Annotated in this window: 18 protein-coding genes and 1 tRNA gene; 10 read left to right on the top strand and 9 right to left on the bottom strand. The window is 67.9% G+C overall.

What is annotated here, in order from left to right; genetic code table 11:
• Position 1 precedes the first annotated feature (1 nt).
• The 4 genes from H7347_RS04725 (at position 2) to H7347_RS04710 (ending at position 9,595) form a co-directional block, all read left to right on the top strand.
• Positions 2 to 3,091, top strand: coding sequence for an ATP-dependent DNA helicase (locus tag H7347_RS04725; protein WP_152821826.1), 3,090 nt, complete (start codon positions 2 to 4; stop codon positions 3,089 to 3,091).
• Positions 3,078 to 6,371, top strand: a complete 3,294-nt coding sequence (locus H7347_RS04720; protein ID WP_152821824.1) for an ATP-dependent helicase — start codon at positions 3,078 to 3,080, stop codon at positions 6,369 to 6,371. Before H7347_RS04725 ends, H7347_RS04720 begins: the two co-directional genes overlap by 14 nt.
• A 141-nt stretch (positions 6,372 to 6,512) precedes the next feature.
• Positions 6,513 to 7,538, top strand: coding sequence for a TrkA family potassium uptake protein (locus H7347_RS04715; protein WP_152822138.1), 1,026 nt, complete (start codon positions 6,513 to 6,515; stop codon positions 7,536 to 7,538).
• Positions 7,535 to 9,595: an ATP-dependent DNA helicase UvrD2 gene (locus tag H7347_RS04710; protein WP_186337253.1), complete on the top strand. Its 2,061-nt coding sequence runs from the start codon at positions 7,535 to 7,537 to the stop codon at positions 9,593 to 9,595. Before H7347_RS04715 ends, H7347_RS04710 begins: the two co-directional genes overlap by 4 nt.
• On the opposite strand, the gene H7347_RS04705 is transcribed toward H7347_RS04710, so the two are convergent.
• The gene (locus H7347_RS04705) at positions 9,586 to 10,428 is read right to left on the bottom strand and encodes a hypothetical protein (RefSeq protein WP_152821822.1); all 843 of its coding nucleotides are present in this window, start codon (positions 10,426 to 10,428) and stop codon (positions 9,586 to 9,588) included. The two genes, H7347_RS04710 and H7347_RS04705, sit on opposite strands and share 10 nt — an antisense overlap.
• Before the next feature lie 67 nt (positions 10,429 to 10,495).
• Between H7347_RS04705 and H7347_RS04700 the strand changes: the two genes are divergently transcribed.
• Both H7347_RS04700 and mmuM read left to right on the top strand, forming a co-directional pair.
• The gene (locus H7347_RS04700) at positions 10,496 to 11,014 is read left to right on the top strand and encodes a M48 family metallopeptidase (protein ID WP_152821820.1); all 519 of its coding nucleotides are present in this window, start codon (positions 10,496 to 10,498) and stop codon (positions 11,012 to 11,014) included.
• A 9-nt stretch (positions 11,015 to 11,023) separates the two neighbouring features.
• Positions 11,024 to 11,926: a homocysteine S-methyltransferase gene (mmuM, locus tag H7347_RS04695; RefSeq protein WP_370513915.1), complete on the top strand. Its 903-nt coding sequence runs from the start codon at positions 11,024 to 11,026 to the stop codon at positions 11,924 to 11,926.
• Here the strand turns inward: mmuM and H7347_RS10580 are convergent.
• The 4 genes from H7347_RS10580 to H7347_RS04685 all read right to left on the bottom strand — a co-directional run bounded on the left by H7347_RS10580 (position 11,826) and on the right by H7347_RS04685 (position 14,684).
• Entirely contained in the window at positions 11,826 to 12,659 is an 834-nt protein-coding gene (locus H7347_RS10580) for an amino acid permease (protein ID WP_222129911.1), read from the bottom strand. The genes mmuM and H7347_RS10580 overlap by 101 nt on opposite strands.
• Positions 12,545 to 12,967 (bottom strand): hypothetical protein, encoded by a 423-nt coding sequence (locus tag H7347_RS10575; protein ID WP_222129910.1) that lies wholly within the window; start codon positions 12,965 to 12,967, stop codon positions 12,545 to 12,547. Before H7347_RS10575 ends, H7347_RS10580 begins: the two co-directional genes overlap by 115 nt.
• Entirely contained in the window at positions 12,922 to 13,242 is a 321-nt protein-coding gene (locus H7347_RS10570; RefSeq protein ID WP_222129909.1) for an amino acid permease, read from the bottom strand. Before H7347_RS10570 ends, H7347_RS10575 begins: the two co-directional genes overlap by 46 nt.
• A gap of 83 nt (positions 13,243 to 13,325) precedes the next feature.
• Positions 13,326 to 14,684: a zinc-dependent metalloprotease gene (locus tag H7347_RS04685; protein WP_152821818.1), complete on the bottom strand. Its 1,359-nt coding sequence runs from the start codon at positions 14,682 to 14,684 to the stop codon at positions 13,326 to 13,328.
• An 81-nt stretch (positions 14,685 to 14,765) separates the two neighbouring features.
• Here H7347_RS04685 and H7347_RS04680 point away from each other — a divergent pair, with 81 nt between their 5' ends.
• A complete protein-coding gene (locus tag H7347_RS04680) occupies positions 14,766 to 15,818 on the top strand; it encodes a PDZ domain-containing protein (protein WP_186337252.1) in 1,053 nt (350 codons plus the stop codon).
• A gap of 11 nt (positions 15,819 to 15,829) precedes the next feature.
• Positions 15,830 to 16,258 carry a MauE/DoxX family redox-associated membrane protein gene (locus tag H7347_RS04675; RefSeq protein ID WP_370513914.1) on the top strand — a complete coding sequence of 143 codons (429 nt, stop codon included), beginning with the start codon at positions 15,830 to 15,832 and terminating at the stop codon, positions 16,256 to 16,258.
• On the opposite strand, the gene H7347_RS04670 is transcribed toward H7347_RS04675, so the two are convergent.
• Entirely contained in the window at positions 16,255 to 16,914 is a 660-nt protein-coding gene (locus H7347_RS04670; RefSeq protein ID WP_370513913.1) for a hypothetical protein, read from the bottom strand. The genes H7347_RS04675 and H7347_RS04670 overlap by 4 nt on opposite strands.
• Before the next feature lie 47 nt (positions 16,915 to 16,961).
• Positions 16,962 to 17,483 (bottom strand): PPA1309 family protein, encoded by a 522-nt coding sequence (locus H7347_RS04665; RefSeq protein ID WP_152821816.1) that lies wholly within the window; start codon positions 17,481 to 17,483, stop codon positions 16,962 to 16,964.
• A 163-nt stretch (positions 17,484 to 17,646) separates the two neighbouring features.
• Here H7347_RS04665 and H7347_RS04660 point away from each other — a divergent pair, with 163 nt between their 5' ends.
• Entirely contained in the window at positions 17,647 to 20,601 is a 2,955-nt protein-coding gene (locus tag H7347_RS04660; RefSeq protein ID WP_152821815.1) for a UPF0182 family protein, read from the top strand.
• Between the two features lie 498 nt (positions 20,602 to 21,099).
• Here the strand turns inward: H7347_RS04660 and H7347_RS04655 are convergent, their stop codons facing one another.
• Positions 21,100 to 21,309, bottom strand: a complete 210-nt coding sequence (locus tag H7347_RS04655) for a hypothetical protein (RefSeq protein WP_227659016.1) — start codon at positions 21,307 to 21,309, stop codon at positions 21,100 to 21,102.
• A gap of 601 nt (positions 21,310 to 21,910) precedes the next feature.
• Positions 21,911 to 22,090 carry a hypothetical protein gene (locus H7347_RS04650; protein WP_152821813.1) on the bottom strand — a complete coding sequence of 60 codons (180 nt, stop codon included), beginning with the start codon at positions 22,088 to 22,090 and terminating at the stop codon, positions 21,911 to 21,913.
• Between the two features lie 692 nt (positions 22,091 to 22,782).
• On the opposite strand from H7347_RS04650, the gene H7347_RS04645 reads away from it, so the two are divergent.
• Positions 22,783 to 22,856, top strand: a tRNA-Met gene (locus H7347_RS04645).
• The last annotated feature ends 4 nt before the right edge of the window (positions 22,857 to 22,860 follow it).

Genomic DNA, 22,860 nt, shown 5'->3' with positions numbered 1-22,860 from the left:
CATGGTGCATACACACGAACCCGCTCCCACCCCCGAGGTGGTACTGACCCGGAGGAACACCGCCTCGACGCAGCGACGCTGGGATGAGCTTGCCACGGGCCTGCCGCAGCGGGGGCGATGGCGGATCACCGGGCCCGCCGGTTCGGGGGTGAGCTCCCTTCTGGTGGATACCGCCGTGGCGGCCATCGAGCGCGAACAGGGCTCCTCGGGAGTCCTACTCATCACCGCGGCCAAGGATTCTGCGGCCCGGCTACGCCGGGAGATCCACGATCGCCTACTGGCCTCCGGACAACGCTACGCCACCGAGGAACCCGTGGCGCGATCCCTGCATTCCCTGGCCTTCGCGCTGCTGCGCCGGGTGAGCAAGGAAAAGATCCGGCTCATCACGGGAGCGGAGCAGGACGCCGTGATCCGGGAACTTCTGGCGGGTCACGCGGAAGAGGGGCGCGGCCCCTGGCCTCCCGAGCACGTTCCGGCGCTGGAGATGGTGGGTTTCGCGCGGCAATTGCGCGACTTCCTGCTGCGGGCCGCCGAGCGCGGGGTGGGCGCGGAGAGGCTAGAGGAACTGGGCCGGGCCCACGGGCGCCCCGCCTGGGCTGCGGCGGGCGGATTCCTGCGCGAGTACGAGCGCACCATGGCGCTCAGCGGCGCGCACTCCTACAGCGCCTCGGAGCTGGTGCACGTGGCGCTGGGCGCGCTGCGCCGGGATCCCTCGGTGCTCGACGGCCTATGGCACACGGTGCTGGTGGACGACGCCCAGCACCTCGACCCCCTTTCCGGGGAGCTGGTGGAGATGATCGCGCGGCGCGCCACGCTGGCGGTGGTAGGCGGCGACCCCGAGCAGTCCATCTTCCACTTCCGGGGTGCCTCCCCGGACTTCCTGCGCGGCTTTCCCGCGGAACGCGAGGTGGCGCTGGCGCGTTCTCGCCGCACCCCCCGGGCCGGCGCGTACATCGCGGATTCGGCGCTGGCGGAGCAGGCCCGGTACACGGACGTCATCCGCCGCGCCCACCTGCTCGACGGGGTGGCGTGGAGCCAGATCGCCGTGATCGTGCGCTCCGCGGGGATGATCGACCCGGTGCGGCGGGTGCTGCTGAGCACGGGGGTGCCCGTGCACATCGAGGCCACGGATACGGTGCTCGCTCAGCAGCCCCTGGTGGCCGGAATCGTCCTGGGCGTTCGGGCGCTGAGCGAGCAACTGCGTGCGCACGAGTGGGAGGCCCTGCTGCTGGGACCGGTGGGCGGGGCCGACCCGGTCACGCTGCGCCGTCTGCTGCGGGGCCTGCGCCGCAGCGACATGAGTACGCGGGCGATGGTCACGCTAGGCCGCCTGCTCGACCCCGCGCGCGTCCCGGACGAAGAACAGGAGGCGCGACTGCGCGAGATCCTCACCCAGCGCGAGTGGGACATCCTCACCCGCATGCGCGCGGTGTTAGACGCCGGGAATCGGGCCAAGGCGGCGGGCGGCTCGGTGGAGGAGGTGCTGTGGGAGCTGTGGGACGCCACGGGGCTGGCCGAACGCCTCTCCGTGGCGGCCCTGCGCGGCGGGGCCGCCGGCTCCCAGGCGGATCGGGACCTGGACGCCATGATGGCCCTTTTCGACGCCGCCGGCGATTACGTCGAGCGCCGACCCCACGCCAGCGTGGACTCCTTTATCCGCCACATCGAGGAACAGGAACTGCCCACCGGGGTGCGTGATCGCCGCTCGGCCCCGCCCGAGGCGGTCACGGTGCTCACCGCGCACGGCGCGGCGGGCCGCCAGTGGCACACGGTGGTGGTGGCCGGCGTTCAAGACGACGCCTGGCCCGCGCTGGGCGAGACCGGCACCCTCTTCGAGCAAGAGGAGTTCATCGACCTGGTGGATTCCGGGATCGACCCCGACCTCATCATCGGCCGGACGCAGGAAAAGATCGCCGAGGAGCGCCGCCTCTTTCACGTGGCCACCACCCGTGCCACCGGCCGCCTCCTGGTCACCGCCGTGGCGGAGGAGGCCGACGAGGTGCGCGAACCCTCGCGCTTTCTCGAACAGTGGGAGCAGGAACTGGGGGTGGAAACGGAAAACCCCGGCCCAGACGGGCAGGCGGCGGAATCCGTGGCAGCCGGGGCGGAGAGGCAAACGGATCGCCCGCGCTTTGCGGTGCTCTCGGCCCCGGCGGCGGTGGCGGAACTGCGCCGGGTGCTCTGCGCGGCGGACACCGCCGAGGCCACGCGAATCCAGGCGGCCCGACAGCTTGCCCGCCTGGCCCGCGCCGGGGTACCGGGGGCGCACCCCGATCAATGGTGGGGTGCGCGTGGTCCCTCCACGCGGGAGCCGCTGGTGGCGCAGTCGCATGTGAGCGTGTCTCCCTCGAACATCGAGAAGCTTCACCGGTGCCCCCTGCGGGCGGTGGCGGAGAAGTTCCTGAGCAGCGAGGAAAGCTCGCAGATGCTCAAGGGAACCCTCGTGCACGCCTACGCCGAGGCTCTTGAGCGCGGGGTGGCGGAGGAGACGGCCAGGGACATCGTGACCCGGGCGTGGCGGGAGCATCACGAGGTGCCCCGGTGGCGGCGGGAACAAGACGCCGCCGAGTGGGCGCGCGTGCTCGATCGCACCCGGGATTGGATCGGGGCCCGGGGCCCGGCCGTGGGCGTGGAGATGAAGATCACGGTACCCATCGGCGAGGAGGTGACCATCGCCGGGCGCCTGGATCGCCTGGATAGGGATGACGCCGGGGATCACTACGTCGTGGACTTTAAGACCGGCGCTCGGAGTGGCGCGGTCCAGGAGAACATGCAGCTGCGGGCTTACCAGCTGGCGCTGGCCCGGGGGGAGATCCGCGGGGATACCGTGGTAGCGGGCAAGGAGCACCCGCGCCTGGGCGGCGCGATGCTGGTGTATCCCGCCAGCGATAGGAAAAAGATCCCCGTCCTGGCGCAGGCCGCCCTGAGCCCGGAGGAACAGGAGGAGCTGGCCGCCCTGCTGCCCACCCTCGCCGCCGAGCTGCGAGGCCCGAGCCTGCTCGCGCGGGTCAATGACGGCTGCCGTACCTGCGTGCTCAAGACCGTGTGCCCGGTGCAACCGGAAGGGAAGTCCACCATTGAACGCTCATAGCGCAACCCAGATCAGCCCCAAGAAGCTTGCCGCCCTGCTGGGCAAGCCCGGCCCCACCCCCCAGCAGGCGGAGGTGATCGCCGCCCCGCCCGGCCCCATGCTGGTGGTGGCCGGGGCCGGGGCGGGCAAGACGGAGACGATGGCCTCGCGCGCCGTGTGGCTGGTGGTCAATGGGATCGCGCAGCCGGACGAGATTCTGGGCCTGACTTTTACCCGCAAGGCCGCTCAGCAGCTGCGCCAGCGGATCAGGGATCGCCTGCGCTATCTTGCGTCTACTCCCGCGCTGCGCGAGGTCGATCCGAGCGGTGAGCTGGCCCGTCGTTTGGGCAACGCCCAGCCCACGGTGCTCACCTACGATGCCTACGCCGGGCGCCTGGTGCAGGAGTACGGCCTGCTGGCTCCCGTGGAGCCGCACGCCCGGTGCATCACGGAGACGGAGGTCTATACCATCGCCACGCAGATCGTGGCGGACTATCAGGGCCGCCTTGGCGTGGATGACGCCCCTCATACGGTGGTGGACAACCTCCTTGCCCTGCACAACGACATGCTCAACCACCAGGTCTCCGCCTCGCAGATCGAGGAGGAAACACACCCCCTGGTGAGCCTCATACAGGACCTTCCACCGGCCAAGAGGCAAGGCAAGGAACTCAACAAGGAGATGAGGAAGTGGCTTAATACCCAGGAACATCGCCTGGAGTACCTGCCGCTGGTGGCCCAGCTGCGCGAGGAGCTCGCGCGCCGGGCGGTGGCGACCTTTGCCGATCACATGTCCGTGGCCGCGCGCCTGGCCGCCACCCACGCGGCGGTGGGGGCCGCCCAGCGGCGCAGGCACCGGGTGGTCATGCTCGACGAGTACCAGGACACCAGCCACTCTCAGCGCGTGCTGCTGCGCGAGCTCTACGGCAAGGGGCAGGATCCGGAGCTCACCGTCAATGCGGTGGGCGATCCCATGCAGGCCATCTACGGGTGGCGCGGGGCCACGGCGGCCAACCTTGAGGCCTTCCGCGAGGATTTCCCGCAGGGGGATACCCCCGCGCCCAAGAAGGAACTCACGGTGAGCTTCCGCAATCCCTCGGGCGTGTTGTCCCTGGCCAATGCCGTTTCCACCACGGTGTTGGGTTCCTCGGAGGACCCCCGGCGCACGGTGGCCCCCTTGAGCGCCTTCGGACAGGAGGAGGGATCGGTGGCGCTGTCCTGGTGGGCCACCATTGAGGAGGAACGCGCCTGGGTGGCCGATCAGATGGCGGGCTACTACGAGAAGGCGCGGCGAGAGCAGCGCCCTTTTACCGCCGCGATCCTCGTGCGCGCCAATAAGCACAGTGCCCCGTTCGCTGCGCAACTGGCCGAGCGGGGGGTTCCCTGCGAGATCGTGGGCTTGGGCGGGTTGGTCGATGTCCCCGAGGTGGCCGACGTCCTCGCCGCGGCGCGCCTGCTCATCCGCCCGGCGGAGGATAGGGCCGCGATGCGCCTGCTCGCCGGCCCCGCCGTGGGCCTGGGTTGGGCGGACGTGCGGGCGCTGTCTTACCGGGCGCGCAACCTCGCGGGGCGGGCACGCACCGATCACGCGGAATCGCAGGAGCCAAGCGACGCCGAGGAGAAACTGCGCCGCGTGGTGGCCGATGCCCTGCCGGTGGATCAAGAGCAGATCGCGGGCCTGGGCGATGCGGTGGCCGACCTCGGGGAGGGGGCCGGCCTGAGCGAGGAGGGGCGGCGTCGCGTCGAGGCCTTCGCCGGGAAGCTGCGCGCCCTGCGCACCCGCAGCCTGGGCAAGCCCCTGGTGGAGATCCTCAGCGACATCGAATGGGAGCTGGGGGTGCGCACCGAGGTGCTGGCGCGCCAGGATCCCTTCGCCGAGGGGGCCGCGGGTACGGTGCACCTGGATCGGCTGCTGGAGGAGGCCGCGAGCTTCGCCGCCGCGCCGGGGGCCACGCTGGGGAGCTTCTTGGACTACTGCGACCTCGCGCGTGCCCGGGATCGCGGCCTGGAGCCGGGGTCGGTGACGGTGCGCAGCGACCGCGTGCAGATCATGACCGTGCACAAGGCCAAGGGCCTGGAGTGGGAGCACGTGGCGGTGCCGCACGCGGATGCCCAGACCTGGAGCGTTAAGGCGGAGACCTTCCTCACCCAGGTCAAGAGGATTCCCCCCACGTTGCGCGGCGAGGTGCAGGAGGCCACGAGCGCTAGCGAGGGTACCCCGGTGTTCCTCCCGGAGGCGGAGGACCGCAGTCAATTTCAGAAGGCCGCTGAGGAATACAAAAAGCGGGTGCGTGAGGTGGAGGCAGAGGAGGCCACCCGCCTGTTCTACGTGGCGCTCACCCGCACGGAGCGGGTGCTCATGGTCAGCGGCAGCGCTCTGCGCGGCGGCACCACACTCGCGGATCCGTACGCGCACCTAGAGGCGCTGAGAACCCTAGCCCCCGGGGCCGTGGTGCGTTGGTACGGGGAGACCGGTGTGGGGGAAGAGTCCCCGGACGCTCCTCCCGTGAGCCCGACCCCGGCGCAGGCGCGCTTCCCCAAGGCCGAGGTGGCCGCCGACATTGCGGCCGGGGCGCGGCGGGTGCGCGCGGCCCTGAACGAGCTGCCCGCCCTGGCCGAGGGCGAGCTGTTGAGCCAGTGGGAGGCCGACGTGACGGCCCTGTGCGAGGAGCAGCGGGCGCTGAGCACCCCGGTGGTGCAGGTGGAGCTGCCCGGCGAACTCACCGCCAGCGATCTGGTCAATATCAAGAAGGATCCGGTGCAGTTCGCCCGCCGTCAGCGCCGCCCCGTGCCCTTCAAGCCCAATTCCTACGCCAAGCGCGGCACGGCCTTCCACGAATGGCTCGAAGAACGCTTCGGCGGTCAGGCCCTCCTGGGCGAGGACGAGCTGCCGGGCCTGGGGGAACCGAAGGTCAGCGCGGAGGATCTGGAGCGCCTCCAACGGGCCTTCTTAGAGAGCGACTGGGCCCATCGCACCCCCGTCTACGTGGAGCACCCCTTCGAGGTCACGCTGGGCTCCGCCGTGGTGCGCGGGAGGGTGGACGCGATCTTCCGCGACCCGGATACCGGCGGCTGGATCATCGTGGACTGGAAGACGGGTGCCCCACCCCTGGGGCCGGAGCGCCGCGCGGCGGAGATCCAGTTGGCGGTGTACCGGGTGGCCCTGACCGAGCTGCTGGGAGAGCACGACGTGCGCGCGGTGTTTCACTATGTGGCCTGGAACAGGACACTGGAACCGGAGCGCCTGCCGGATCGGGAGGAACTGGGGCGGTTGCTGGCCGGGGCCGCGCGGTCGCCGCGATGAGCGGCGGCGCGCTGGTTGTGGGGTGAGGGGATTAAGGTGTCAGGGGTCGGGAACGCGGGCGCGCGCGGAACGCACGAAGGAGGAGAGGCCGTGGCCAAGAGGTTTCGGGAGCGCTTTCGCGCCGAGGCGCAGCTCAATGCCATGCCGGTGCATGCGCTGCTCGGGGTGATCTCCATTCCGGGCAAGCCTCGCAGCAGCCCCTGGGTGCTCATCGGCACCCGGGTGGGCTACGCGTTGATGCTTCTGCTGCTGGTGGCGATCATCGTCTACCTCGACCGCGACGGCTACTCGGAATCGCTGACCTTCATCGACGCCCTTTATTACTCCGCGGTGTCCCTGTCCACCACGGGCTACGGGGATATCACCCCGGTGACCCAGGGGGCGCGCGTGGTCAATATCCTTCTCATCACGCCCATGCGCATCGCCTTCCTTATCATCTTGGTGGGTACCACGCTGTCGGTGCTCACCGAGGAATCCCGCAAATCCCTGCAAATACAGCGCTGGAGGAACCGAGTGCGCAATCACACCATCGTCGTAGGCTATGGCACCAAGGGGCGTTCGGCCGTGGCCGCCCTGCTTGCCGACGGCGTCCCCGCCCACCAGATCGTGGTGATTGACATGGACAAGGCGGCGCTCAGCCACGCGCAGCATCAGGGCCTGGTCACGGTGCACGGCTCCGCCACCAAGGCCGACGTGCTCAAGATCGCGGGGGTCAATCGTGCCCGCTCCGTGGTGGTGGCCCCCAACCTGGACGATACCGCGGTACTGGTCACGCTCTCGGTGCGCGAGCTAGCCCCCAGCGCCATGATCGTGGCGAGCGTGCGGGAATCGGAAAACCAGCATCTCCTGGAGCAATCCGGAGCGGATTCGGTGGTGATCTCCTCGGAGACGGCGGGGCGGATGCTGGGCCTGGCCACGGTGACGCCCTCGGTGGTGGAGATGATGGAGGACTTGCTCTCCCCGGACGAGGGGTTCTCGGTGGCGGAGCGCCCCGTGGCCGAGGACGAGGTGGGTGCGCACCCGCGCCACCTCGCGGACATCGTCCTGGGCGTGGTGCGCTCGGGCGAACTCTATCGCATCGACTCCCCGGAGGCGGAGGCCGTGGAGCCGGGCGACCGGCTCCTCTACGTGCGTCGGGTTACCCAGCAGGATGTGGATGCCCAGTGAACCGGCAACGGCTCAACCTCGCGGACCTCGACGACGATCAGCGGGTGGCCGCCGCCGCCCCGCGCGGGCCGGTGTGCATCCTGGCCGGGGCGGGCACGGGCAAGACCCGCACCATCACGTACCGCATCGCGCACCTCATCGACGGCGGGTTCGTCTCCCCGCAACGCGTCCTCGCGGTGACGTTTACGGCGCGGGCGGCGGGCGAGATGCGCGATCGCCTGCACCACATGGGCGTGGGCGGGGTGCAGGCCCTGACCTTTCACGCCGCCGCGCGCCGCCAGCTGCGGTATTTCTGGCCGCAGGTGGCGGGGAACCTGCCGTGGAAACTCGTGGATAATAAGTTCCCGCTGGTGGCCCGGGCGGCCCGGGCCGCCAAGGTGGAGCCGACCACGGAAATGCTGCGCGACCTGCTCGGGGAGATCGAGTGGGCCAAGGCCTCCTTGGTGAGCGCCGAACAATACGCCGAGCGGGTGATCGGTACGCACCGCACGCCACCGACCTCCCCGCAGAAGGTGGCGGAGGTGTATCGCCGCTACGAGGAGTCCAAGGCCACCGGCGAGGGGATGCTGTTGGACTTCGACGATCTGCTGCTGCATACCGCCGGGGCGCTGGAGAACTCGCGGGCGGTGGCCGAGGAGTTCCGGGCGCAATACCGCAGCTTCGTGGTGGATGAGTACCAGGACGTCACCCCGCTCCAGCAGCGGGTGCTCGACGCCTGGTTGGGGCAGCGCGACGATATCACGGTGGTGGGGGACGCTAACCAGACGATTTACTCCTTCACCGGGGCCAGCCCGGAGAATCTCCTGCGTTTCTCCCGCCGTTATCCCCATGCCACCGTGGTGAAACTCCAGCGCGACTACCGCTCCACCCCGCAGATCACGGACCTGGCCAACGCGGTGATCGATCGGGCTGCGGGGCGTCTCGCGGGCACCCGGCTGCGCCTGGAGGGCATGCGCCGCCCCGGCCCAGAGCCGGAATATCATTCCTACGCCGACGAACCCACGGAGGCCCGCGAGGTGGCCGGGCATATTCTTACCCTGCTCAACAGGGGGGTACCAGCCGCGGAGATCGCGGTGCTCTACCGGGTGAACTCCCAATCGGCGGCCTTTGAGCAGGCGCTCTCGGAGGCCGGGATCGTGTACCAGGTTCGCGGCGGCGAGGGATTTTTCCACCGCCCGGAGATCACCCAGGCCATCGGCCAGTTGGTGCGCGCAGATAATTCCTCCGACCTGCCCGACCTGCCCCTGGGCGCCCTGGTGCGCCATATCCTCGCACCGCTGGGGCTCACCGACGCCGAGCCCAGCGGTGCCCAGGCCAGGGAGCGCTGGCAGCTGCTGGGGGCGTTGGCCGACCTCGCCGAGGAACTGGCCCGCGATATTCCCGACCTCGACCTGCGCGGGCTGCTCGGGGAGCTGCGTCGGCGCGCCGATTCCAAGCAGCCTCCCACGGTGCAGGGGGTGACCCTGGCTAGCCTGCACGCGGCCAAGGGCCTGGAATGGGACGCGGTGTTCCTGGTGGGTGCCACGGATAACATGCTGCCGATCAGCCACGCGATCAAGGCCGGGGCGCACCAGATCGAGGAGGAGCGTCGCTTGTTCTACGTGGGCATCACCCGGGCCCGCCAACACCTGCACGTGTCGTGGTCGCTGGCCCGCCAGGAGGGCGGGCGCGCCTCGCGCAAGCGCACCCGCTTCCTCGACGGCATCACCCCGGAGCTGGACGTCCGCGAGGTGCCCCCGCGCGGCACCAGGTCCAAACGGTGCCGGGTGTGCGGCCGTCCGCTGCACGCGGCCACGGAAAAAACCCTGGGGCGCCACGAGGACTGCCCCGCGGAGCGGGACGCGGCGGTATTCGAGGGCCTGCGCGCCTGGCGCAGCGCGCTGGCCCAGGAGATGCAGGTGCCGGCCTACATCGTGTTCACGGACGCGACCCTGGTGGCTATCGCCGAGGCGCTGCCCGCCACGGAGCGCGAGCTCCTCGCCATCTCCGGGGTGGGGCCGGTGAAGGTGGAACGCTTCGGGGACTCGCTGCTCGCGGCGCTGGCGCGCTACCGCTGACCAGTACCCGCGCCGCACCAGGGACAGCGCGGGTGCGGCGGGATCGTCTCGCGGTGTTCCATGTCCCGGGCCGCGTGCGGGTCGAGGCGGAGAACCTCGCCTGGCGCGAGTTCCACGCCGGGGTGTCCGGGCGGCTGGTCCTGCCCACCGGCGAGCCAGGCGGCGCAGGAGCTCAACCGCGCGGCGGTGGTGTGCAGGGCGGCCGGCGGCGCGCCCGCGGCGGCCTGCGCCTGGGCGAGCACGCGAAACCACCGTGGGTCCTCCTCGTGGCGGTAGAGCACGTGGCACAGGGGGCAAGCACCCCGGCCGGATATCCGGGCCGGGCCGATCAGGCCGTGGCCGTCGATGAGCAGCGCCGGCAGGAAGGTGGGGCAGTGCTGCAACAACAGGGGCGTGAGCCGCCCGTAGTGGGCGGCGCAGTCCACCACGAGCACGGGACCGCGGGCCTGGCGCAGGTCGCCGGGCTCGGCGCAGGCCGAGCGGCGCACCCGCCAGCCCTCCTCGCGCAGCAAGGCGGCGCTCAGGCGCGCCAACGGGCTGTGCCCCACGACGGTGATCGGGGACTCGGTGCGCCGCGGGCGGCGCAGCACCCGGTAGGCCTCCAACTCCCGGATCAGGGCGGTGGCCGCCAGGGAGGGCATGCCCGCAGCGACCAGGCGGGCGACAAGTTCGGCCCTGGGGATGGGATTCCGGGCCGCCGAGAGTGCCGCGGCCACCGCGCCGGGCCGCGGCACCTCGATGATCCCGGCGCGCAGGGAATCCACCCCGCACTGCACGGCGGTGGCGTCGCGCACCACCACCGTGGCGGCCGCAGCGAGCACGAGCATGGTCATGCGGTAGATCCCTTCCCCCGAGCTGTCCCGTCCCCTACCCATTGCAGCATAGGTAGACTGCCGTGTCATGCCCGAAGATCGTTGCGCTACCCCCGAGGTGGAGGTCATCGCCTCCCCGCGGCGTCGTAAGTCCGTGCAGGCCCGCCTGGTGGGTGGGTGCATCCAGGTGCGGGTACCCGCGGCGATGAGCCCGCAGGAGCGGCAGCGTGCGGTGGCCCAGGTGGTGGCCTCCCTGCGCGCAAAGCTGAGCGCGGGTGGGAGCGATGCGCAACTGCGCGAGCGCGCCCGCCGCCTCAACGACGAGTACCTGGAGGGGCGCGCTGCGGCGGATTCGGTGCGGTGGGTGAGTAACCAGCGCTATCGCTGGGGCTCGTGCACGGTGGCCAGCGGCGATATTCGGATCAGCGATCGGCTCCGCGAGGTGCCCGCCTACGTGCTCGACGCCGTGCTGATCCACGAGCTGGTGCACACCTTCGTGCCCGGAGGACACAGCGCGGAGTTCTACCGCTGGGCCGATCGTGCGCCCCGGGCCGAGCGCGCCCGCGGTTTCCTCGAGGCCTACCAGCGCTACGGGCCGGACGGTTAGGATTGCCCCGTGAGCACCTTTCTCGATCGCCTGCGCGCCGCCCGCCCGGGCGCGCCACTGCTTCTCGACGGCGGCCTGGGCACCCACCTTGAGCGGCGCGGTCACGATATTACCGGGAAGCTGTGGTCCGCCGACGTCCTGCGCGACGATCCCGACGAGGTGCGCGCCGCCCACGCGGATTTCTTCGCCGCCGGCGCGCAGATCGCTACCACCTGCTCCTACCAGGTGACCTTCGAGGGGTGCGGGGCGCGCACCGAGGAGCTGCTCGGGCGCAGCGTGCGCCTGGCCCACCAGGCCGCCCGTGACTGCGAGGATGCCACCGGCAGCCCCCGGTGGGTGGCGGCCTCCGTGGGGCCCTACGGCGCGGGGCCGGGGGCGGGCACCGAATACGATGGCGCCTATGGCCTGGGGGTACCGGAGTTAATCCGCTGGCATCGACCCCGGGTGGCGGCCCTGGCGGCGGCGGAACCTGATCTCCTCCTGGCGGAGACGATTCCCTCGCTGCCGGAGGCGCAGGCCCTGGCCCAGGTGCTCGGGGTGGCGGCCCTGCCGGTGGCGGTGAGTTTCACGGTGGCGCAGGGATGCCTGCGCGATGGCTCCTCGTTGGCCCAAGCCGCCCGCGCCGTCGCCGAGATCCCCGGCCTGTGCGCGCTGGGGATCAATTGCTGCTCGGCGGGGCAGGCCCGGCAGGCCCTGTCCATCCTGCGGGAGCACGCGGAGGTCCCGCTGCTGGCCTACCCCAATTCCGGCGAGGAATGGGACGCCGTCGCCCGCCGCTGGCGAGCTCCCCCGCGGGACTCGCCGGCCAGCCTCATAACCGAGCCGGTGGCCCTTCTGGGTGGGTGTTGCCGGGTGGATCCGCCGGAGATCGCTCGGCTGGCGGCATTGCGGGCAGGAATCGGTACGCGATGAGGCACAGCAGGACGAAGGGAATGCCGAAGAGCAGCGCGGCGCGTTGTTGGGGATCGAAGGCCACCGCCACGAGGGAGGCACCGCAGGCCAGCAGCGCGCCCAGGGGCACCCAGGGATAGCCGGGGGTGTGGTAGGCCATGTCCGCGACCGACCCTCCGCTCGCGAGGTAGGCGCACCGGTAGCGCAGCTGCGCCACCACGATGACGATCCACACCGCCACCACGGCAAAGCCGGCCACGGAAACGAGGGCGAGGTAGACCACGCCGGGGGAGATCACGCTGCTGAGCAGGCAGAGCAGGCCGCCGGCCAGGCTCACCGTCACGGCGAGTAGCGGCACCCCGCGCCGGGTGGTGCGGCCGAAGGCGGCGGGCAGGTGGTGAGAGCAAGAGAGCGAATACAGCAGTCGGGAGCAGGCGTAGAGCCCGGAGTTGCCCGCGGATAACAGGGCCACGATGACGATGACGGCCATGAGATCGGCCGCGGCGGGGATGTCGGCGCGCTCGAAGACCATGACGAAGGAGCTGCCCTCCACGGTCTCGTCATTTCGCGGGGGATGGGGAACCAGGGCGGCGATCAGGAAGATCGCGCCGACGAAGAAGAGCACGAGGCGCAGCAGGGTCATGCGCAGGGCGCGGGGGATGGTGCGCCGGGGATCCACGGTTTCCCCGGCGGTGATGGCGATGAGCTCGGTGCCGGAGAAGGCGTAGAACACGGCCAGGATGGTGATGGCCACTCCGCCGACGCCGGTGGGGAAAGCCCCTCGGGGGTGGAGAAGTTGCCCAGCAGCGGGGCCTGTCCCGCGGGGGAGCGCCAGCCTAGGACCAGGGCTGCGCCCAGGAGAAGGAAGGCGACGATGGTGGCCACCTTGATGGTGGAAAACCACGTCTCCGCCTCCCCGAACCACCGCACGGAGTAGGAGTTGAGGCCAAAGAGCCCGGTGGCAAAGAGCAGGCACCATACCCAGGGCGCGGTGTCGGGAAACCACCGCTGCATCATCAGCGCGCTGGCGGTGAACTCCGAGGCCAGGGCGCCACCCAGCACAGCCAGTACAACCAGGCGGTGACGAAGCCGGTCGCGGGGCCGATGGTTCGGTAGGCGTAGGTATAAAAGCCGCCGGAGTCGGGGAAGGCCACCGCCAGTTCCCCCAGGCAGGCCATGACCATCCAGGCCACGATGGCCCCGAGGAGGTAAGCGACCACCGCGCCCAGGGGGCCTGCCTGGGCAATGGTGTAGCCGGAGCTGATAAAAAGCCCGGAGCCGATCACCCCGCCCAGGGCGATTATCATGAGGTGACGGGCGCGCAGGGCGCGCTGCACGCCGGGCGATCGGGGGTTGTCATATCCCGTGAGCGTAGCCCACGGGATACACGGGTTGCCCTTATATTTTCAGCCCCGGGTTGTTATTCCTGCGCGTCCTCGTCGGGGTTATCCGCCAGGTGCCTTTCTAGCTCCTCAATCTCGCTGATGGGATCAAAGCCATGCACCCCGCCCTCGTCGAGCAGGCCGTCGATGAACTTCGCGGAGTTATCTAGGTCCTCGGCGGTGGGCAGGAAGTCCGGGTGATCCCACACGGCGTCGCGGCGGGTGAGCCCCACGGCGGCGTCCACCCGCCGCCACAGCTCCCTCGCCTCGCTGACCTTGGGCGCGGCGAACTCGACGCCCACGACCTTGGCAAAGGCCTGCTCGGCGGAGCCGCCGGTGGCGCGGCGGCGGTGCCACGCCTCGTTCATGGCGGCGGTGGCGGGGACGCGCTCGCCCATGGCCTGAGTGACCACGTACTCCACCCAACCCTCCACCAGGGCCAGTAGCGTCTCCAGGCGGGAGACCGCGCCCGCGTTGCGGGAGCTGATCCTGGGGCTGAGATCCATCTCCTGGAGCTGGCGCATGGATTCCTGGATGGCCTGGGGGTCGCCGGAATCCAGGTTGAGGTCGCGGGCGGCCTCCTCGATGTGGGAGGTATCGATCACTAGTCCCTGGGCGTATTCCTCCACGGAGGAGACCAGGCGCTCCACCAGCCAGGGAACGTGCTGGAAGAGCCGCTGGCGGGCCACCTCGCGGGCGCAGATGTACATCAGGACCTCGCGCGGGGCGACGTTGAGATCCTTGGCCACGCGTTCGATCGTGGTGGGCAGCACCGCGGTGACCCCGGTGGGGGCCACCGGTAGGCCGAAGTCCGAGCCGGTCAGCGCCTGCCCGGCCAGGTCGCCCAGGGCGTGGCCAAGCTGCATGCCGAAGTTCATGCCGGACATCTGCTTCATCATCTGGCTGAGCGGACCCATCATCTGCCGGGCCTCCTCGGGCAGGGAGTCCAGCTGCGCTTGGCTCATGTTTTCCGCCACGGGGGTGACCATGCGCCTCCACATGGGCATGGTCTTGTCGAGCCATTCCTCCGGTGTCCAGGATTCCACCGTGCCCCGTGCGGTGGGTAGCACCGTGGCGTCGTCGAGCCATAGCTCGGCCAATCGCGCGGCCTCGCGCACCGCCTCGGCCTTCGTGGACGGAACGGATCGGGGCTGGTCGCCCAGCTGTTGTCGGGCGATGCGCTGGGCAAGGTCGTAATTGACAGGACCGGCCCCCTCGGGGGAGTTCATGGAGGAACCCATGCCGGAGAGCATGGAACCGAACTGGTTCAGGATGTCGCCCAGACTCCCGCCGCTAAAGCCGAAGGCCCCGAAGGGGTTATTGTCCCCCCGCCGCCTATCGTCGTTGTCATCGTCGTCGCCGTTGCCAAAGTGAAAACCGAAGCCGCCGTTATTCATAGCACCAACCTACCGGCGCGCACGGGCCCCGAGCCATCGAGTGTGCAACGCTGAGAGCGAACACGAGTAGCCTAAGGCGATGTGAATCGCCGAATCCGAACCATCGCGTGGGGGGCCCTGCCCGTGCTGGCGCTGACCGCGCTCGTTTCCACCGACCACATCCCCGGCACCGATATCGCCCTGACCGTTCCTTATGCCGCCGAGGGCACCGGTCCCAGCATCGACACCCTGGGCACGGCGGACGGAACCGAGGTGGTGGCGGTGGAGGGGGCGCGCACCTATCCCACCGCCGGTCGGCTGAACATGACCACGGTGTCGGTGCGCAGCAACATGACCCTGGCGCAGGCCACCGCGCGATGGTTGTTCACGGACGATACCCTCGTGCCCATCGAGCAGATCTTTCCCCCCGGTTCCACCCCGGAGCAGGTGCAGGAATCCAATCAGGCGGCTTTTAGCGCCTCCGAGGCCAACGCCACCGTGGCCGCGCTCAACCACCTGGGCTTGCCGCTCGAAGTGACAGCGGTGGGCGTGATCCCGCAGAGCCCCGCCAGCGGCTCGCTGCGCGAGGGAGACGTCATCGAGGCCGTGGACGATACCCCGGTGGATCGGCCCGGTCAGGTGCGCGACCTCATCGGGCGGCGTGCCCCCGGCGAGGAGGTGACGGTGGCGGTGCGCCGGGGCGACGAGCAGCTGCGGGTGCCGCTCGCGCTGGGGGAGGATCCACAGGAACCGGGACGGGCGCGCCTGGGCGTGCTCATGGGATCGGAGTCCACCGACGGGGTGAGCGTGGAGTACAACCTCAGCGACATCGGCGGCCCCTCGGCCGGCCTGATCTTCTCCCTGGCTGTGGTGGATAAGCTCAGCGAGGGGGAACTGACCGGCGGCAAGTTCGTAGCGGGCACCGGGACCATCGCCGAGGATGGCACGGTGGGACCCATCGGAGGCATCAAGCACAAGGTGCGGGCGGCCTCCCAGCTGGGCGCGGAGCTTTTCCTCGCGCCCACGTCCAATTGCCGGGAGGCGCTCTCCGGCAATGCCGGCGACACCGTGATCGCCGCGGTAGACACCCTCGACGACGCCATCGCGGCGATGTCCGACTTCGCCGCCGGGCGCGAGGTGCGCACCTGCGGCTAAAATGCTGCCCCGTGGTGAAAAATCTCTTCAGGACCAAGCATCGCCCCACCCGCTCTCAAACCGGGGCCCGGGTGCTCCTCGGTGCCCTCATGGCTTACGCGGGGGTATCTCACCTGTCCTTCCACCGTAAGGACTTCCAGGACCAGGTGCCGTCGTGGTTCCCCGCTGACCCGGACGCCGTGGTGATTGGCTCGGGCGTAGCGGAGATCGGCCTGGGGGCCGCGCTCTTGGGCCTGCCGCGGCATTTCCGGCTCACCGGCCTGGCCCTGGCGGTCTTCTACGTGTTGATCTTCCCCGGCAACGTGGCGCAGTACGTGGAGCGGCGCGACTCCTTTGGCCTGGACACGGATGCTAAGCGCCGTGCCCGGCTCTTTGGACAGATCCCACTCGTTGCCGCCGCGCTGTGGGCCGCGGGACTGCCGGAACGCCCGCGGCGCTAGCGGTTTTCTTCCGATTTCGCGGTCGTGCTCGGGGCGGCCTCGGTGGCCCGAGCGGCGGTGGGGGTCTCCTCCGCCTCGGCAAGGCCTAGCTCCACGATCCTTTTCTCCGGATCCACCTTGTCCGAGGACACCAGCTGTTGGAGCACCAGCCCCTCCTTGTTGTCCACCACCGTAATCACGGCGGAGGTGCCCAGGGTGGACCAGCCCACGACGATGTCACCGGTATCGCGCATGACGTGGGAGCTGCGCAGCTGGGTGAGCTGCTGGGTGCTGGACGTGGCCTTGGCGGAGGAGTCGTAGAACTGGAACTGCCCCACCTGCGAGCCGGAACACTCGTGGGAGCCCTCCAAGCCGTTGGGGGTGCAGGAGTCGAACTTCTCGAAGAGCTCCGCGGGTGCCAGGGAGGAGTAGGTGGCGGCTACCTGGGCTACGGCCTCCTTGCCGTCCTTTGCTTTGGCCTCCTTGGTGCCCCTGGCGGCCGTGGTCTGCGCGACCGGGCTCTCGGTGGGATCCGGGGACTGCGGCGCCGCGCTGGTCGTTGCGACGGGCGGGGTGGTGGTTTGTCCCGGTTCGTCGGGTTGGGAAGTGCAGGCGCTCAAGAGCAGCCCTGCGGCGATCGACAGGGGCAGTGCCTTCCACGGGCTGGTACTGCGCACGACTATTGTTCTCCTCTGGTGCTGGTGTGGCGGAACGATCCTTCATCTTAAACGTCAAAGGCTGCGGGGTCGTGGTCCAGGCCGTAGCGCAGGGCCGCGATCACCTCCGGGGCCACGTGGTCCCCGCCGCGCAGCTCCACCTCGTCGTGGGCGAAACGCCCCGCGGCCGCGAGTTCCTCCTCGCTGGGACGGCGTTGGATCAGGGTCAGCTCCTCCCCGCCGCGCAGCACCCCGGAGAACAGGCGTGCCGGGCGCACGGCGGCGTCGGGACCCTCGGCGGTGTCGCGGAAGCGGATCTCCTGGGCCAGGATCACGCCGACCACCTGGGGGGGCCAGGCGATGCGGGAAAGATAGTCCGCCAGTTCCGCCGAGCCGGGCGTGAGATCCGGCAGGTTATCCTGCACCACCAGAGTCAGCGGGGCGTCCTCGGCGTCATCGAAGTGATCCGGCAGGTATTGGTGGGGGACGAGCCCGAAGAGGGTGGGGGGAGCGTCCCAGCCCTCGGCGTGGATGAAGTCCACGGCCTCCATCATGGCGCGGTTCAGCGCCTGTTGAGTCGTATCCGCCATGGTGTCCTTTCCGCGTGGGGGTGGGGGTTCGTCGGCCGGAATAGCCGTGCGCTGGCGCAAGCCGGTGGCCAGGTTTCCTTCCGCTTCCGTATGGTAGGAGATGATGCGCCCATCGCGTAATGCGCGCGGGGCAAAAGGATATATACGGTTTAAGGAGCCCACGTTGGCGAACGCTTTTTCCCCACCGTCTGCCCCTCGGAGGAGACCCCCCAAGACCATCGGCTGGATTTTCGGCATCGTTGCCGCCCTGGTCATGCTCGCGCCCATCGCGGTGGGCGTGTACACGGATTGGCTGTGGTTCGGAGAGGTGGATTTCCGCGGAGTGTTTTCCACCGTGATGATCGCCCGCATCATCCTCTTCCTGCTTTTCGGCGTGGTGGCGGCGGCCATCACCTGGGCCGCCGGATATTTCACCTGGCGCAATCGTCCGCGGGACCTCTACGGCCACGACCTTAATTCCCCGGTGCACCAGTACCGCCGGGTCATCGAGCAGTCCGTGCGCGGGGTGCTGGTGATCGTCCCGATCGTGGTGGGCGTCCTGGCCGGATTCGTGGGGCAGAGCACCTGGCGCACGGTGCTGCTCTTTATCCACCGTTCCTCCTTCGGCGTCGCGGATCCGCAGTTCGGCAAGGACCTGGGTTTCTACGCCTTCGACCTGCCGCTGCTGGGCCTGGTCGCCTCCGCGCTCTCGCTGCTGCTGGTGGTGGCCTTCCTGGTGTCTGCGGTGGGCTTTTACCTGCTGGGCGGCATCCGCGTGGGCAATCAGGCCGCGGGAATGAAGGGCCAGATCAGCCGGCCGGCGCGGATTCAGTTGGCGACGATCGCCGGGCTGTGGATGCTGGTCAAGGTCGTGGGCTACTGGCTGGATCGCTACACCCTGATGTACAACGCGAACGAGACGTTTACCGGAGCGAGCTACACGGACATTAATGCGCATCTGCCTGCCAAGATCATCCTGATGATCATCTCGCTGGTGGTGGCCGCGGCGTTCTTCTCCGCGGTGGTCGTCAAGGACCTGCGCATCCCGGCCCTGGGGGCGGTGTTGCTGGTGATGTCCTCCCTGACCATCGGCACGGCCTGGCCGCTGTTGATGGAGCGCTTCTCGGTCAACCCTAACCGCGAGGCCAAGGAACGCGCCTACATCGCCCGCAACATCGAAGCCACCCGCCAGGCCTACGGGTTGACCGACGATAAGGTGACCTACCTCGACAACTGGGGGGCCAAGGGGGCCAGCGATGAGAAGGTAGCCGCCGACGAGGCCACCATTTCCAATATCCGCCTGCTCGACCCGGACGTGCTCAGCCCCACGTTCACCCAGCAGCAGCAACTGCGCAACTTCTATGGTTTCCCGGAGACCCTCTCCGTGGATCGCTACGCCGCGGACGGCCAGATGCGCGATTACGTGGTGGCCGCCCGCGAGCTCAATCCGAACTCCCTGCGGGAAAACCAGGCGGATTGGATCAACCGCCACACCGTGTACACCCACGGCAACGGCTTTATCGCTGCCCCCGCCAACAAGGTCGATGAGGTGGCCCGCGACGTCGGTTCCACTCGCGGCGGCTACCCGGTCTATACCGTCTCCGATCTGCAGAGCAACGCCTCCGGCAACGCCGAGGCGGAGAGGCTGGGTATGAAGGTCGATCAGCCGCGCATCTACTTTGGCCCGGTTATCGCCTCCGCGAAGGACGGTGCCGATTACGCCATCGTGGGCGATACTGGCAATGGGCCGGTGGAGTACGATACGGACGATCAGAGCTACACCTACTCCGGGCGCGGCGGGGTGGACGTGGGCAACTGGGCCAACCGCGCCGCCTTCGCCCTGAAGTACCAGGAGATGAAGCTCATCCTTTCTGATCGCGTGGGCGCGGACTCCAAGATCCTCTTCGACCGCGATCCCCGCCAGCGCGTGGAAAAGGTGGCCCCCTGGCTCACCACGGACTCCAAGACCTACCCGGCGGTGATCGACGGCCGCGTGAAGTGGATCGTGGACGGCTACACCACCTTAGACTCCCTGCCGTATTCCACCCGTACCTCGCTGCAAAACGTCACCGAGGATGCCCTCACCCCGGACGGCACCACCCAGCGCCTCATCAACAACGAGGTGGGTTACATCCGTAACTCCGTGAAGGCCACCGTGGACGCCTACGACGGCACCGTGGAGCTCTACGAGTTCGATACCCAGGATCCGGTGCTCAAGGCCTGGCGGGGCGTGTTCCCGGACGCGGTCAAGCCCAACTCCGAGATCAGCGACGAGCTGCGCGAGCACCTGCGCTACCCGGAGGATCTTTTTAAGGTTCAGCGTGAGTTGCTGGCGCGCTATCACGTGGACGATCCGCACGTGTTCTTCACCAATGACGCCTTCTGGTCCGTGCCCGCCGACCCCACCGACGATAGCGGCAAGGAGCTGCCCCAGCCCCCGTACCACATCGTTGCGGCCGACCCCCAGACCGGCGCGCCGGCCTTCCAGCTGATTACGCCCTTCCGGGGTCTGCAGCGCCACTTCCTTTCCGCGCACATGACGGCTACCTCCGACCCGGAAAATTACGGTCACATCACCGTGCGCGTGCTGCCCACGGATACGCTCACCCAGGGGCCGCGCCTGGTGCAGGACACGATGTCCTCCTCCGATCAGATTTCCCGCGACCGCACCCTGTGGGAGGGCACCAACGACCTTAAGGATGGCAACCTGCTCACCCTGCCCGTGGGCGGCGGCGAGATCCTCTACGTCGAGCCGCTGTATTCCCAGCGCAAGAACCAGGACTCCGCCTTCCCCAAGCTGCTGCGCGTGCTGGTCAGCTACAAGGGTTCCATCGGGTATGCCCCCACTATTTCCGAGGCGCTGAGCCAGGTGGGCATCGACCCGCACGCCGCCCAGGAGATCCGCGAGGTGGACGGTGACGCGGCAGGCAAACCGGAGGATACGCCACAGAAGGAGGATGCGGCCCCCGCGCCCCCCGCCCGCGCCTCCGGCTCCGAGGGGGAGGCCATCGGCAAGATCAACGACGCCCTGCGCAAGCTAGAGGGGGCTCGGGACGGTTCCTTCGAGGAATACGGCAAGGCTCTTGATGAGCTCGACCGTGCGGTGGAGAACTACCGTGCGGTGGAGGAGAAGAGCTAGGTTCGGTTCTCTTTGCCCCTGGTCGCCGCGATGTCGTGGTGACCAGGGGTTTTGTTTTTTTTGGGGGGGGCGGATTAATGGCTGTGGGGTGTGCTTCGGGCCGGGTGTTGGCGATGTGAACGTGTGTAGTTCTAGGCTTATCGGCAGCTTCGATCGGTGCTGTCCCTGCTGCCGGGTGGTGACGTTTTTATCTGGCCGTGTTTTTCAGTGTGGGTATTATTCTACCCAGCCCATGCGCAGCGCCTTGACCGCGAGTTCTAGGCGAGTCTTGGCCTTGCACATGTTTAAGGTATCATCAGCTAATTTATGTTGAACGAGTAGCTGCCGGTCAGTCCGTTGTGGATAACCACGGAGTAGCCCTGCCCGTTGGCCTCCACCCTCTCCACGAGGGACTTAACCTCCTGCGCTGTAATAACGGCTTAGCCCCATCACCACAATCGCGGCGATTATCATGGAGCCTGTGGCCTGTTCTTTCGTGGCTGTGTCTACTTCTGACATTCAAACCGGCACCTTAGCCGCGCCGGAATCAGTGGTTCCCTCTACGCCGACGGAGTCGCGGCTATCGATAATCGGTTTTCCGCCACTATCGGAGCATCGATTAACCAGGTTCTGTTTCTCTTCGTGTGAAGTATACATCGAGTAAAAGATCAACCCGCCGTCAGTGAGCATGCCCAGGATGGCCACTCCACCCCAGATGATCGCGACCACGCCTTGACTGTGGCGCCGTCGCTCAATACCTCCGCCTAGAGGAATTCTCACCAAAGACCCTTATTCCGCACCCCATCCAGTGTTGGCCAAAGATCGACACTGGATCCCTAGTCGAACAATGCCGCACAGCCGCCGGATCTTCGATAGGTTACGCGACGAACATGGCTATCCAGCAGCTATTCATGAGTTCGGTGGAACGCCAAAAGGGTACCAAACACACTGCGCCCCGGTAGTGGTTCGCGCCGTTGACATGGCGGTCTGGTACGGCTTGGTCATTGTGGGTCGGATCGTACTGATCGGCTGCGGCACGGAAATCGCCGCGCGCACGCTCGTGGCGACCTTACTGGTATCGAATTGCCGGTGGGCCAGGCTCTGTCGTGCCCGCCACTGCACTGGGGCGGCATTGATAACCCTTACTCGGCAAGCCGGAAAAAATCGGTGGAAAACGTGCTTGGTTTCCTGCGGTGCAACTCTTCCGCCTCGATGAAGCAAATGCTGCCCTTGAAAGGTTTTTTAAAAAAGCCAACGCCCAACCTCACTACTTGCGGGTAGCCCCATGGGTAGCTAGAGGAGGGCGTAAGTCATAGGACCTTCTTTTGGTTTAGCTGCGGGTGTCGATCTCGATGCCAATGAAGTAGCCCGTGACTCCCAGGCTGGCCGCTAGAGCGGACGCCATTGTAGTGTTATCTGTGGCGTATCCGATGACTACGCCGAGGATGGTGCCGAGGAAGGTGCAAATCCATGTGGTGTGGGAATTGTTGGTGGTAGAAAAGTTGCTCATAATTTTCCTTTCTGGAATGGCGGGGCGTGCGACCCTACTGATTGCTCGCAGCCAGTAGGGGTTGGTGACAAAGACTTCGCGCATCTAGTGGTCGGGTGGAACGCTGTGGTGACGAGGTTCGGGTGAGTGTCACCGGCTGGTGTGTTGTCCTCGTTGATGATGAGGTGGAGCTCGTCAGTTAGAGAGTGCCAACGGCCTTGGTTGCCGAGAAATTTGCCTAGATCCATCTGGATCAAGTTCATCAAGGGTAGTGTTCAGGGCCCGTATATCCTGATCCTCTCTTGTACTGGTGGAATTGATAGTCGTAAATCTTACGAGGTTCTAGGCTGTATGTCTATAGCTGTCAGTCATTCCGGTACCGATGGCTACCGATTGTGTCCTTTCATACCGTTAAAGGTCTCGGTTTGGTAAAAGTCATTGACCAATGGTGCGCAGATGACTTGGGGCGGTGTGGTGGTAGCGCTCGGCATGCTGTGGATGGTCAGATGTGCGATTGCGTGGTGTCTCGTGTCGGTTGCTTCGAGGGATACGGCGGGCCGTCGGTGAGCTTGACCGTGCGGTGGGGGAGGTGTGGATATCCCATGCTCCTGGTTGCCGCAATGCCTCGGTGACCGGGCATTTTGGTCTTTTGGGGGATCGTGCGTATAGTTCTTACACGTCGCCACGGCGGCGGGATGCCGAAAGGTATTCGACGCGGGGTGGAGCAGCTCGGTAGCTCGCTGGGCTCATAACCCAGAGGTCGCAAGTTCGAATCTTGTCCCCGCTACGAG

Origin of the sequence: Corynebacterium sp. zg-331, assembly GCF_014267345.1 — a bacterium.
GTDB lineage: Bacteria > Actinomycetota > Actinomycetes > Mycobacteriales > Mycobacteriaceae > Corynebacterium.
The sequence above is the reverse complement of the archived record's forward strand: the minus strand, read 5'-3'. Positions and strand labels throughout refer to the sequence as shown.